General features: G+C 74.1%; 10 protein-coding genes. 6 read left to right on the top strand and 4 right to left on the bottom strand.

Annotation, left to right across the window (positions count from 1 at the left end; all coding sequences use genetic code 11):
* A partial coding sequence (locus ACIWVC_RS02990) for a hypothetical protein (protein WP_396453772.1) occupies nucleotides 1–1015 on the top strand: 1015 nt, incomplete at its 5' end.
* Nucleotides 1016–1031: 16 nt separating this feature from the next.
* Here ACIWVC_RS02990 and malQ read toward each other — a convergent pair.
* Both malQ and ACIWVC_RS02980 read right to left on the bottom strand, forming a co-directional pair.
* Nucleotides 1032–3122 carry a 4-alpha-glucanotransferase gene (malQ, locus tag ACIWVC_RS02985; RefSeq protein WP_396445078.1) on the bottom strand — a complete coding sequence of 697 codons (2091 nt, stop codon included), beginning with the start codon at nucleotides 3120–3122 and terminating at the stop codon, nucleotides 1032–1034.
* A 28-nt stretch (nucleotides 3123–3150) separates the two neighbouring features.
* On the bottom strand, nucleotides 3151–4575 hold the full coding sequence (locus ACIWVC_RS02980; protein WP_396445079.1) for an amidase: 1425 nt from the start codon (nucleotides 4573–4575) through the stop codon (nucleotides 3151–3153).
* A 348-nt stretch (nucleotides 4576–4923) separates the two neighbouring features.
* Here ACIWVC_RS02980 and ACIWVC_RS02975 point away from each other — a divergent pair, with 348 nt between their 5' ends.
* From ACIWVC_RS02975 to ACIWVC_RS02965, 3 genes are all read left to right on the top strand, one after another.
* Nucleotides 4924–5673 carry a nuclease-related domain-containing protein gene (locus ACIWVC_RS02975; RefSeq protein ID WP_396445080.1) on the top strand — a complete coding sequence of 250 codons (750 nt, stop codon included), beginning with the start codon at nucleotides 4924–4926 and terminating at the stop codon, nucleotides 5671–5673.
* A 336-nt stretch (nucleotides 5674–6009) separates the two neighbouring features.
* The gene (gene ilvD, locus ACIWVC_RS02970; protein WP_396445081.1) at nucleotides 6010–7863 is read left to right on the top strand and encodes a dihydroxy-acid dehydratase; all 1854 of its coding nucleotides are present in this window, start codon (nucleotides 6010–6012) and stop codon (nucleotides 7861–7863) included.
* A gap of 97 nt (nucleotides 7864–7960) precedes the next feature.
* Nucleotides 7961–8308, top strand: a complete 348-nt coding sequence (locus ACIWVC_RS02965; protein ID WP_396453770.1) for a DUF1330 domain-containing protein — start codon at nucleotides 7961–7963, stop codon at nucleotides 8306–8308.
* On the opposite strand, the gene ACIWVC_RS02960 is transcribed toward ACIWVC_RS02965, so the two are convergent.
* Together ACIWVC_RS02960 and ACIWVC_RS02955 are read right to left on the bottom strand one after the other, a co-directional pair.
* Complete coding sequence (locus ACIWVC_RS02960; protein WP_396453769.1) at nucleotides 8305–8520, bottom strand: zinc ribbon domain-containing protein; 216 nt, start codon at nucleotides 8518–8520, stop codon at nucleotides 8305–8307. The two genes, ACIWVC_RS02965 and ACIWVC_RS02960, sit on opposite strands and share 4 nt — an antisense overlap.
* Nucleotides 8521–8542: 22 nt before the next feature.
* Nucleotides 8543–9052: an HNH endonuclease gene (locus ACIWVC_RS02955; protein WP_396445084.1), complete on the bottom strand. Its 510-nt coding sequence runs from the start codon at nucleotides 9050–9052 to the stop codon at nucleotides 8543–8545.
* A 268-nt stretch (nucleotides 9053–9320) separates the two neighbouring features.
* Between ACIWVC_RS02955 and ACIWVC_RS02950 the strand changes: the two genes are divergently transcribed.
* A complete protein-coding gene (locus ACIWVC_RS02950) occupies nucleotides 9321–11432 on the top strand; it encodes a prolyl oligopeptidase family protein (protein WP_396453768.1) in 2112 nt (703 codons plus the stop codon).
* On the top strand, nucleotides 11429–12193 hold the full coding sequence (locus tag ACIWVC_RS02945; RefSeq protein ID WP_396445086.1) for a class I SAM-dependent methyltransferase: 765 nt from the start codon (nucleotides 11429–11431) through the stop codon (nucleotides 12191–12193). The genes ACIWVC_RS02950 and ACIWVC_RS02945 overlap by 4 nt, the downstream gene beginning before the upstream one ends.
* The last annotated feature ends 8 nt before the right edge of the window (nucleotides 12194–12201 follow it).

The following is a 12201-nucleotide window of genomic DNA, read 5'->3' as shown; positions in this document are numbered from 1 at the left end:
GGGTGGGGGCTGGAGGACGGTGGAGACGGCTCAGGACGTGCTGACGGCGCTGGCGCGGCGGTACGCGTTCGGCGACCTGGAGGCGCTGATCACGCAGGGGACGCTCGCCGCGGACGGCCGCTCGGCGGCGATCGCGGCGCTGTGCGCGTTCGGGCAGCGCGTCCTCGACCTGGACGCCGAGGACTTCGGGATGCCGGAGGCCGCCGGCGAGGTGCCGCGCGACCTGCTCGACCGGGCGCGGGCCAGCCGGATGCCGCAGACGGCCCGGGAGCGCCCGCGCGGCGCCCTCGCCAGCCTGCGGCCCGCCTACGCGCTGCTGCTGGAGGTCATCGCGATCCGCTGGTACCGGCGCGACATGGCCGCGCTGGTCGCCGCCGTGCACATCGCGAGCGAGTACCTGCCGATGCTGGCGTGGGAGCCCGTCCTCGGCCACGCCGGCGACCCGGCCCTCATCGGCGCGGCGGTGAGCGGCGAGGGCAGCCGGTTCGGCGTGCCCGTCGAGCCGGGCTCGGCGCGGATGTGCGACCACACCCGCCCCGAGCGCTCCGCGTGCGAGCGGACGCTGCGCGTCGCCCGCGAGCCGGGGCCGGGCTGGCGCGCCTACCTCGACCGCCAGCACAGCCAGGTCGCGTCCGCGCTGGGCGACTGCGCGGCCCGCTGCCGCACGCCCTGCACGGTCGTGACCCGGCTGGACGACCCGGTGCGCGCCGCGCTCACCGACCGGTGCAGGCTCGCCGCCGACTTCACCGGCAGCGCCCTGGTCAAGCTGCGCCACGCGGCGCCGGTCGGCCACGGCTTCGGCGTCCCGTCCCCGGAGGAGGTCCAGACGGCCTGGACGCGCGCCCGCAAGTCGCTCTCCCATCACCCGCTGGGCCGCAAGGCCCTGGCCGGCGCCGACGACTCCTACCCCCTGCCCGGGCTTCCCGCGCTCTTCTCGGCGATCGCCGACGCCGAACTGCGTCCCGACACGCTCCTGCACGACGTGACGGTGCGCATCACGTCGACGCTCGCCTGACCGCGCCTGCGCGCGCTCACTGCGGGGGCTCCCGCAGGACGGCGAAGCGGTCGGCCAGCGCCGGCAGGTCGTCGAGGAGGACGGGGGCTCCGTGCGCGTCGGCGAGCGGGATGCGCCAGTTGGGGTACTCGTCGGTGGTGCCCGGCTGGTTCTGGGTGCGGCGTTCGCCCACGGCGTCGGCGAGGGAGATGCCGGTCAGGAGGGCGGGCGTGCGCCCCAGGAAGGCGTGCAGGGCCGCCACGATCTCGTCGTCGTGGGTGGTCTCGCCGTCCGCCAGCGCCCGCATGATCTCGCCGGGCGGGGTGGGCAGCAGGCCCTCGCCGTGGAGGAGGGCCAGCCAGTCGGCGAGCTGGCGGCGGTGGTCGGCCTCCTCCTCGGCGCGGGGGCGGGTCAGCAGGCCGAGGCGGTCGCGCAGGGCGATGTGGTCGCCGTGGACGAAACCCGTGATCGGCGGCATGTCGTGGGTGCCGACCGTGGCCAGGGAGAGCTCGCGCCACTTCTCCGGGGGCTTGGGACGTCCCCCGTCGTCGCGCTCGAACCAGAGCAGGGACGTGCCGAGCACGCCCCGTCCGGCCAGGGCCTCGCGCAGGTCCGGCTCCACCGTGCCGAGGTCCTCGCCGACGACCACGGCGCCGAAGCGCTCGGCCTCCCAGGTCAGGCAGCCGAGCAGCGCGTCGCGGTCGTAGCGCACGTACGTCCCGTCGGCAGGGGACGCCCCCTCGGGCACCCACCACAGGCGCGACACCTGCATGGCGTGGTCCAGCCGGACTCCGCCGGCGTGCCGCAGGACGGCCGCCGTCATCTCGCGGAACGGCCGGTAGCAGGCGGCGGCGAGCGCGTCCGGCCGCCACGGCTGCTGCCCCCAGTCCTGGCCGCGCTGGTTGAACTCGTCCGGGGGCGCCCCGACGCTCATCCCCGGCGCGTACAGGTTCCGGTACATCCAGGTGTCGGCGCTGCCGTGCGGCACCCCGACCGCGAGGTCGTGGACGATCCCGACCGGCATGCCGGAGTCGCGCGCGGCCCGCTGCGCCGCGGAGAGCTGGCCGTCCAGCCGCCACTGGAGCCACTCGTGGAACTCCGCGCGGTCGCGGCGGCCGGCCGCGCCGGCGGGGTCGCGGGCGTCGCGCAGCGCGGGCGGCCAGCGCCGCCAGTCCGTCGTCCCCTGCTCCTCGCTGATCGCGCACCACAGGGCGTACCGGGCGAGCGCCGCGCCCTCGCGCCTGCGGAACGCCTCGAAGTCCGGGTCGCTCCGGCCCGCGCGGAGCCGGTGCATCGCCTCGAACGCCTCCAGCTTGGCCGCCCACACCGCGTCCCGGTCGAGGAGCCCCTCCCCGGCGCGCAGCTTCGCCGCGAGGCCGGCGAACCGCTCCCGGTCCCCGGCGGGGAGCGCGGCGTACTCCGGCATGTCCTCGACGCGCAGGTAGAGCGGCGAGGGGAAGCGGCGGCTCATCGGCGAGTAGGGCGACGGCCCGACCGGCGGCACCGGCTCGGTCGCGTGCAGCGGGTTCACCAGCAGGAAGCCGGCGCCGCGGTCCCGGGCGCTCCAGGCCGCGAGATCCGCCAGGTCGCGCAGGTCTCCGAGGCCCCAGGACGCGGCGGAGCGCACCGAGTACAGCTGCGCGGTCAGCCCCCGCGCGCGGGGCGGGCGGCGCAGCGCGGCGGGCGCGACCAGCAGCGGCGGCTCGGCGGCGCGACCGCCGCGCCGGACGCGCAGGCGGTGCCAGCCCGGCGGCGCGTCGGCGCCTTCCGGCAGCGGCTCGAACGGCCGGCCGGCGGCTCCGGGCGGCGCCAGGACCTCCTCCGCGCCGACCGCGATCTCCACGTCCCCGCCCGGGTCGAGGCAGCGGCGCAGCGCCGCGCGGACCCGGCCGCCGGCCGGGCCGCTCCCCCGCCGGACGACCAGGCACGGCGGCAGCGCGCGCTCCCGATCCCGCCCGCGTTCCAGCTCCGCCGCGACGGCGGCCGGCGTCGACGCGTCGACGCCGAGCGCCGCCAGGACGGCGACGAGCGTGTCCGGCGCGACCGCCACCTCCCGGCCCCGCCAGTCGGTGTACCCGGTCGCGACCCCGTGCCGGCCCGCCAGCCTGATCAGTCCGTCGTCGCCCACGCCTGCACCATGCCCGGTGCGGGCGGGCTCACGCCGTCCAGATCTCCGGCTTGCGGCCGATCCACGGGCGGGCCTCCTCCAGCTGCGCGGACAGCGAGATCAGCGTGCCCTCGCCGCCGAGCCGCCCGGCCAGCATGATCCCGATCGGCAGGCCGTCGTCGTTCCAGTGCAGCGGGACGTTCACCGCGGGCTGCCCCGAGATGTTGTACACGGCGGTGAACGGCGTGAAGTTCGCCTGCCGCCGGAAGTTCTCCTCGGGCTCCTGGTCGTGGAAGTACCCGACGGGGACGGGCGGCATGGCGAGCGTCGGGTGCAGGACGGCGTCGAACTCGTCCATGACCGGGAACGCCTTGCGCAGCTCGCCCTGGAGCACGGCGTGCGCCTGGAGCAGCTGCGGCGCGGACGTGGCCTCGCCGAGCCCGCGCAGCCAGCGGGTGAGCGGCTGGAGCTTGTCCTGGTCCTCGTCCGCGACGGGCGTCATCGTCGCCATCGCGCCCCACAGCGTGACGAAGTGCGCGACGAGGTCGGCGCCGAGCACCTGCGGCAGGTCCACGACCTCGTGGCCCAGCTCCTCCAGCAGCGCGGACGCGGCCTCGTAGGCGGCGACGCAGTCGGGGTGGACCTCGGCGCCCGGCACCGGCGGCTCCAGGCTGCGCGCGATCCGCAGCCGGCCCGGCGCGCGGTCGGCGAAGGACAGGAACGAGCCGTCCACCTGCGGCGCGCGGTACAGGTCGCCGGGCATGTGGCCGGCCATCACGTCCAGCATGAGGGCCGCGTCGCGGACGGTCCGCGCGATCGGGCCGTTGGTCGCCAGCCCGAACAGGTCGGGGATGATCGGGCCGGAGGACACCCGGCCCCGGGTCGGCTTGATCCCGAACAGCCCGCACGCGCTGCTCGGGATGCGGATCGAGCCGCCGCCGTCGCTGCCCTGCGCGATCGGCGCCAGCCCGGACGCGACCGCCGCCGCGGCGCCGCCGCTGGAGCCGCCCGCCGACCGGGTGAGATCCCACGGCGTGCGGGCCGGGGGCGCGACGTCACCCTCCGTGTAGCAGGGCAGGCCGAACTCCGGCGTCGTCGTCTTGCCCAGCAGCACAGTCCCCGCTTGCGCCAGCTTTGTCACCACATGGTCGTCCGCGAACCCGGTCATCTCGGCGTAGGCGGCCGAGCCGAACGTCATCCGGACGCCCTGGACCATGTTGAGGTCCTTGATCGGGACGGGGACGCCGTGCAGCGGCGGCAGCTCCGCCGGGTCGGCGGCGTCCAGCACCGCCTTCTCGGCCCGCCGCGCCTCCTCGCGGGCCCGTTCGGCGGTCACCGTCACATAGGCGCCGACCTGCTCGTTCAGCCGTTCGATGCGGGCCAGATAGTGGTCGGCGAGCTCGACCGGAGATACTTCCCTGGAGCGGACGGCCGCGGCCATCCGGGTGGCGCTGAGGTCATGGGTTTGTGTCACAAAACGGAACGCTAGACGCCGTGTGCGCGGGCATCAAAGAGGGCAGGGACTCTACGGCGCCGAAGGGAGAAGAATATCGTCCTACCCGTCCGTCGCGTAAGTTACTCACTGACCTGGGGGCGACAAAATTATTAACCCCGCATCACTAGTCGCCGACCGGCCGGATGATTACTCTGCGCACGGAGGATCATGCCCCCGATGGGAAAGGAATACGGAGCGTCACTTATGGCGATCATGGAGCGGGGCAACACGCAGGGCGCCCGGGGCCACCCCCGGGCCGAATCGGATGAGACGAGGCCGCGGCCGGCGCGGCCGGAGGAGACGCGTGAGCACCATGGCCCGGGTCCGGTGAAGGAGCGCCCCGACGAGCACGCGGGCGAGCACCCCGCCGAACGCACCGCCGCGGCGATGCTGGACGACCCCCGCGTCCGCCGCTGGGCGTTCCGGGCGGGCGCGGCCGCCGTCGCCGGGGTCGCCGTCCTGATCCTGCTCGGCTGGCAGGCCGGGCTCGCCGTCGCGATCCTCGTGGTCGTCGGCGACGCCGTCCGGTGCGCCCGCAAGAGCTCCTCCGTCCCGGCCTGGCAGAAGTCGTCGGCCGCCGAACGGCGCACCGAGCGGCAGCTGAAGGCCCTGGAGCGCAGCGGATACCTCGTCCTGCACGCCCGGGCCGTGCCGCGCGACGACGACGGCGTCAGCGACGGCCGCATCGACCACCTGGTGATCGGGCCGAGCGGCGTCTACGCCATCGACTCCGAGAAGTGGGACAAGCGTCTCCCCGTGCGCACCATGTCCCACATGAAGCTCTTCCACGGGCCCTTCAACAAGAAGGACCGGCTTGACGAGGCCCGGTGGGAGGCCCAGATGGCGAGCAGCATCCTCGCCGAGCGGGTCGGCTTCGAGGTGCCGGTGCAGCCCTCCGTGGCGATCTACGGCCCGTCCATCCCGTGGAAGGTCATGCGGGTGCGGGACGTCGACGTCTACGCGGGCAACCGGGCCCGCGCCTACCTGCGGCGCCGCCCGAAGATCCTCACCGACGGCGACGTGCAGCGCATCTTCTCGGCGGCCGAGAAGGCCCTGCCGCCGAAGTACCCCGACTGACCGGCCCTCCCCTCGGCCTTCCGCCCGGCCCGGCGCACGACCGGCCACCGGGCACGGAGAGGGCCCGGCCACCGCGAGGGGCGGCCTCCTTCCCCGGGCCGCCCGCACCACGGCTCGACGACGAGCCCCGCCGGGATGCCGCCTTGCCGGGTTCACCACCTGCCGGGACGGCTGCGTCCCGGCTTTTCTCATGCCGCCGCGCCGGTTGGTAGCATCGGTGGAGTCACAGGCCGGCCCGCGCGCGACCTCCGCTGAGCCGGCGGCAGCGCCGCGATCCGCCGCTGCGGGCACGCTCCCAGAATCCGGCTCGGCACGTCACACGTTAGAGAGGTCCCCATGCCACCGCTCAGGTCACGCACGGTCACGCACGGCAGGAACATGGCGGGCGCCCGCGCCCTCATGCGCGCCAGCGGCGTGCAACGCGAGGACTTCGGCAAGCCGATCGTCGCGGTGGCCAACAGCTTCACCCAGTTCGTGCCCGGCCACGTCCACCTGGACGAGGTCGGCAAGGTCGTCGCGGGCGCGGTCCGCGAGGCCGGCGGCGTGCCCCGCGAGTTCAACACCATCGCCGTGGACGACGGCATCGCGATGGGCCACGACGGCATGCTGTACTCGCTGCCGTCCCGCGAGATCATCGCCGACGCGATCGAGTACATGGTCAACGCGCACTGCGCCGACGCGCTCGTCTGCGTCTCCAACTGCGACAAGATCACCCCGGGCATGCTGCTGGCCGCGCTGCGGCTCAACATCCCGACCGTGTTCGTCTCCGGCGGCCCGATGGAGGCCGGCAAGCCGGTCGAGGGCGTCATGGGCGGCAACAAGCTCGACCTCATCGACCCGATCATCGCCTCCGCGGACGGCTCGATCGCCGAGGACAAGCTCCTCCAGATGGAGGAGAGCGCCTGCCCGACCTGCGGGTCCTGCTCCGGCATGTTCACCGCCAACTCGATGAACTGCCTCACCGAGGCGATCGGGCTGGCGCTGCCCGGCAACGGCACCGTCCTCGCCACGCACACCGCCCGCCGCGGCCTCTACGAGGACGCCGGCCGCACCGTCGTCGAGATCGCCAAGCGCTACTACGAGGGCGACGACGAGTCGGTTCTGCCGCTGAGCATCGCCACCCGCGACGCGTTCGAGAACGCCATGGTGCTGGACGTCGCCATGGGCGGCTCCACCAACACGATCCTGCACCTGCTCGCCGCCGCGACCGAGGCGCGCGTCGACTTCGGCCTCGCCGACATCGACGCCGTCTCCCGCCGCGTCCCGTGCATCTGCAAGCTGGCCCCGGCGACCGGCCGGTACCACGTCGAGGACTGCCACCGCGCCGGCGGCATCCCCGCCCTGCTCGGCGAGCTGAACCGGGCCGGGCTGCTGAACCGCACCGCGCACTCGATCCACTCCGCGTCGCTGGACGAGTTCGTCGCCAAGTGGGACGTCCGCTCCCCCGACGTCATCCCCGAGGCCGTCGAGCTGTACCACGCGGCGCCCGGCGGCGTCCGCACCACCTCGGCGTTCTCGCAGAGCGCCCGGTGGGAGTCGCTCGACCTCGACCGCGAGAACGGCTGCATCCGCTCCGTCGAGCACGCCTACACCGCCGACGGCGGCCTCGCCGTCCTGCGCGGCAACATCGCCCCCGACGGCGCGATCGTGAAGACCGCCGGCGTCGACGAGGAGCTGTGGACCTTCACCGGCCCCGCCGTCGTCTTCGAGTCGCAGGACGACGCCGTCGAGGGCATCCTCAGCGGCAGGGTCAAGGCCGGCGACGTCGTCGTGATCCGCTACGAGGGCCCGAAGGGCGGCCCCGGCATGCAGGAGATGCTGTACCCGACGAGCTTCCTCAAGGGCCGCGGGCTCGGCAAGGCGTGCGCGCTGATCACCGACGGCCGGTTCTCCGGCGGCACCTCGGGCCTGTCCATCGGGCACGCCTCCCCGGAGGCCGCCGGCGGCGGGATCATCGCCCTCGTCGAGGACGGCGACCGCGTGGTGATCGACATCCCGAACCGCGTCCTCGAACTGGACGTCCCGGCCGACGAGCTGGAGATCCGGCGCGAGAAGCTGCTCGCCGACCTCGGCGGCTACCGCCCCCGCGACCGGCACCGCCCGGTGAGCGCCGCGCTCCGCGCCTACGCCGCGATGGCCACGTCCGCCTCCACCGGCGCCGCCCGCGACGTCTCCCAGCTCGAGCGCTGAGCATTACCCGGCGGGTAATCGCCTCCGTTCCCCGCAGCGGGAAGAGTGGTGGTCGTCAGGGCGGACCGCCCGGCGACCACCACCGAAGGAGATCGCGATGACCGCCTACGCACTGGCCCACCTGCGTCCCCAGCCGCCGCTGCACGAGGACGTCTTCACCTACATGGAGCGCATCCAGGACACCATGGACCCGTTCGGCGGCCGGTTCCTCGTCCACGGGACCGCCCCGGACGTGATCGAGGGCCCGCTGGAAGGCGCCTACGTCCTCATCGAGTTCCCCGACATGGACAAGGCCCGCGCCTGGTACGAGTCGGACGCCTACCAGGCGATCCTGCCGATGCGCACCGACAACATCGACGGCACCGCCGTCCTGCTGCAGGGCGTTCCGCCGGGCTACGACGCGGCCGCCACCGCGAAGGCGATGCGCGCCGCCCAGAACGGCTAGGAGCAGCAGCCTCCGCCGCAGCAGCCGCCGCCGGCCGGCTTCGGCGGGGGCGCGGCCCCCCGCGACGTGCCGGTCACGGCGACCGTGGACAGCAGCTTCACCGTGTCGTCGTGCCCCTCGGGGCACGGCGCCGGGTCGGACGCGTTGATCATCGGACGGGAGACCTCGAAGGTCGACCCGCACGCGCGGCAGCGGTAGTCATAACGAGGCACGCCCCAAGGATAAGCCCCCGGGTCACGCGGCGGGTTCGGTCACGTACGGCGCCCACTGCGGGTCGCCGTCGTGGACGAGGCCGATGAGGCGCCAGTGGGCGCCGCGCGGCACGGCGGGCGTGATGCTCAGCGTCCAGCCCAGCTCGGACAGGAGCCGGTCGGCCTTGCGGTGGTTGCAGGACATGCAGGAGGCGACGCAGTTCTCCCACACGTGCTTGCCGCCGCGGCTGCGCGGATGGACGTGGTCGATGGTCTCGGCGCGGCGGCCGCAGTAGACGCAGCGGAAGTTGTCGCGGCGCATCAGCGCGGCGCGGGTCAGCGGGACGCGGGTACGGAACGGGATGCGGACGTAGCGGCGCAGCCGGATCACCGACGGCACCTCGACCGTCATCGTGGCGGAATGCAGCACCGCGCCCGAGGCGTCATGGTGGACGATCTCGGCCTTCTCCCGGAGCACGAGGCAGACCGCCCGCCGCAGCGGCAGCGTGGTGAGGGGTTCGTACGTCGCGTTCAGGAGGAGGACCTGCCGCATCAGACGGCCTCCACCGGGATGTGGTTCGCCTCGGCGGGCGCGGTCGTCCGCGCCTCGGACCGAGGCCCGGTTATTGTCTCCGGTTCCTGCGCACTCGCCATGAGGACCTCCCCAGGGGCGAACCGACCTTCATCAGTGTGGCGTCTGATGGAGTCCGTTCGCTACCCCAATAATCCCCCTTCGGAGGTCGGATCGAACGCGGGGCCGCGTTCGGGGCGGTTCGCAGCGTCCGGGGCGGACAGCCCGGAACAGCCAATACAGTGCGTTCATGACGCCGTATCCGCCCGCGCATCGCCAGGACATCGTCGAGGACATCCACGGTCACCGGGTCGCGGACCCGTACCGCTGGCTGGAGGACGCCGAGAGCGACGAGACCAGGGAGTGGCTCGCCGCACAGGACCGGCTCTTCCACAAGGTCGTGGACGCCCTTCCGGGCCGGGACCGGCTGCGCGAGCGGCTCGGCGAGCTGCTCGGCGCGGGCAGCGTCGGCTCCCCCGTCTGGCGGGGCGGACGGCGGTTCTTCACCCGGCGCGCCGCCGGCCAGGAGCATCCCGTCCTCTACACGGTGGACCCGGACGGCGCCGAGCGCGTCCTCATCGACCCCATGGCGCTCGACCCGGACGGGACGACGACGCTCGACGGATGGCAGCCCGACAAGGAGGGGCGCCGGCTCGCGTACAAGATCTCCACCGGCGGGGACGAGGAGTCCCTGCTGTACGTGATGGACGTCGCGACCGGCGAGCGGGTCGAGGGGCCGATCGACCGTGCGCGGTACTCGCCGGTCGCGTGGCTGCCCGGCGGCGAGGCGTACTACTACGCGCGGCGGCTGCCCGCGCGGGACGTCCCCGAAGGCGAGGAGCAGTACCACCGGCGCGTCTACCTGCACCGGGTCGGCACCGAACCCGACACCGACGACGTGCTGATCTTCGGCGAGGGGATGGACAAGACCAACTACTACGGGGTCGGGGTCAGCCGGGACGGGCGCTGGCTGACGGTCTCGGCGTCGCAGGGCACGGCGCCGCGCAACGACCTGTGGATCGCGGACCTGTCCGCGTCGTCCCCGGAGGCCCCCGCCCTGCGGGCGGTGCAGGAGGGCGTCGACGCCGGCACCGGCCTGCACGTCGGGCGCGACGGCCGCGCCTACATCTTCACCGACCGGGACGCACCCCGCTCCCGCCTCTGCGTGGCCGACCCGGCCGACCCGTCCTACGAGCGGTGGCGCGACCTCATCCCGGAGGACCCCGAGGCCGTCCTCACCGACTTCGCGATCCTGGAGGACCTGGACCGCCCCGTCCTGCTGGCCGGGTGGACGCGGCACGCGGTCAGCGAGATCACCGTCCACGACCTGGAGACGGGCGAGCGGATCGGCGCCGTGCCCACGCCCGGCCTCGGCTCGATCGGCGGCATCGTCGAGCGCCCGGAGGGCGGGCACGAGGCGTGGTTCGGCTACACCGACAACGTCACGCCGTCGTCGGTGATGCGGTACGACGCGCGCACCGGCGAGACGACGCTGTGGGCGTCCGCGCCGGGCACGGTCGCCGTCCCCGAGATCGAGACGCGCCAGGTCGCCTTCACCTCCCGGGACGGCACCGAGGTGCGGATGCTGGTCGCGTCCCGCCCCGGCATCTCCGGCCCGCGCCCGGCGATCCTGTACGGCTACGGCGGCTTCAACATCTCGCTGACGCCGTCCTACTCGGCCAGCGTGCTGGCCTGGGTGGAGGCGGGCGGCGTCTACGCGGTCGCGAACCTGCGCGGCGGGTCCGAGGAGGGCGAGGAATGGCACCGCGCGGGGATGCGCGAGCGCAAGCAGAACGTGTTCGACGACTTCCACGCCGCCGCCGAGAAGCTGATCGCGGACGGCCTGACCACGCCCGCGCAGCTCGCCATCTCCGGCGGCTCCAACGGCGGGCTGCTCGTCGGCGCGGCCCTCACCCAGCGTCCCGACCTGTACCGCGCGGCGGTGTGCTCGGCGCCGCTCCTCGACATGGCGCGCTACGAGCGGTTCGGCCTGGGGCAGACCTGGAACGACGAGTACGGGACGGCGGACGACCCCGAGGAGTTCGGCTGGCTGATCGGGTACTCCCCGTACCACCACGTCCACGCCGGCACCGCGTACCCGGCCGTCCTGTTCACGACGTTCGGCAGCGACACCCGCGTGGACCCGCTGCACGCCCGCAAGATGTGCGCGGCGCTCCAGCACGCGACCGCGTCCGACGCGCCGGTACTGCTGCGCGACGAGGCGGACGTCGGCCACGCCGCCCGCTCGGTGAGCCGCTCGGTCGACCTGATGACCGACACCCTCTCGTTCCTGGCCGCGCACACCGGTCTGGCCTTCCCCGACAGCCCGGACGAATTGGCCGGTGATCTAATAGCCGGGTGAGCGAGACGCTGCAGACCACCATGGCGCGGGTCCTCGGGCTGCTCCGCGAGCCGCCCGAGGCGCCCGACACGTCCGCCGGCTACCTCGACCTGTTCGGGCCTCCGGCGAAGCCGTCCCTCGCGCAGTCCGTCATGGAGTCGGCGTTCCTGCCGCGGATCTACGAGAAGGTCTGGCGGCCCGTCGGGTTCAACCTGGCCAAGGGCTGGCCCTTCGGCCCGGACACCGCCGCGGAGCACGCGCTCGCCCGCGAATGGCTCGGCCTCACCGACCGCCGGCCCGCGACGGTCCTGGACGTGGCGTGCGGCCCCGGCAACGTCACCCGCGCCCTCGCCGAGGGCGTCGCCCTCGACGGCCTCGTCGTCGGCCTCGACGCGTCCGAGACGATGCTCGCCCAGGCCGTAGGCGACCCCCGGGCCAACGTCGCCTACGTGCGCGGCGACGCCGTGGACCTGCCGTTCCGCGACGGCGTGTTCGACGCCGTCTGCTGCTTCGGCGCCCTCTACCTGTTCGACGATCCGTGGGCCGCGGTGGACGGCATGACCCGCGTCCTGAAGCCGGGCGGGCGGCTCGTCATCCTCACGTCCCGCCGCCCGACGCCGCTGCCGGCCGCCCGGATCGCCGGCGAGCTGCTCCGCCGCACCACCGGCTTCACCGTCTTCGGTGACCGCGAGGTCACCCGAGCCCTCGCCTCCCGCGGTTTCACCGATGTCCGCCGGCGCCGCTACCCGCTGATGCAGATGGTCGGGGGGCGGCGTCCCTGAATCTTTCC

The sequence above is a fragment of the Actinomadura sp. genome (assembly GCF_044508335.1).
GTDB lineage: Bacteria > Actinomycetota > Actinomycetes > Streptosporangiales > Streptosporangiaceae > Spirillospora.
The sequence above is the reverse complement of the archived record's forward strand: the minus strand, read 5'-3'. Positions and strand labels throughout refer to the sequence as shown.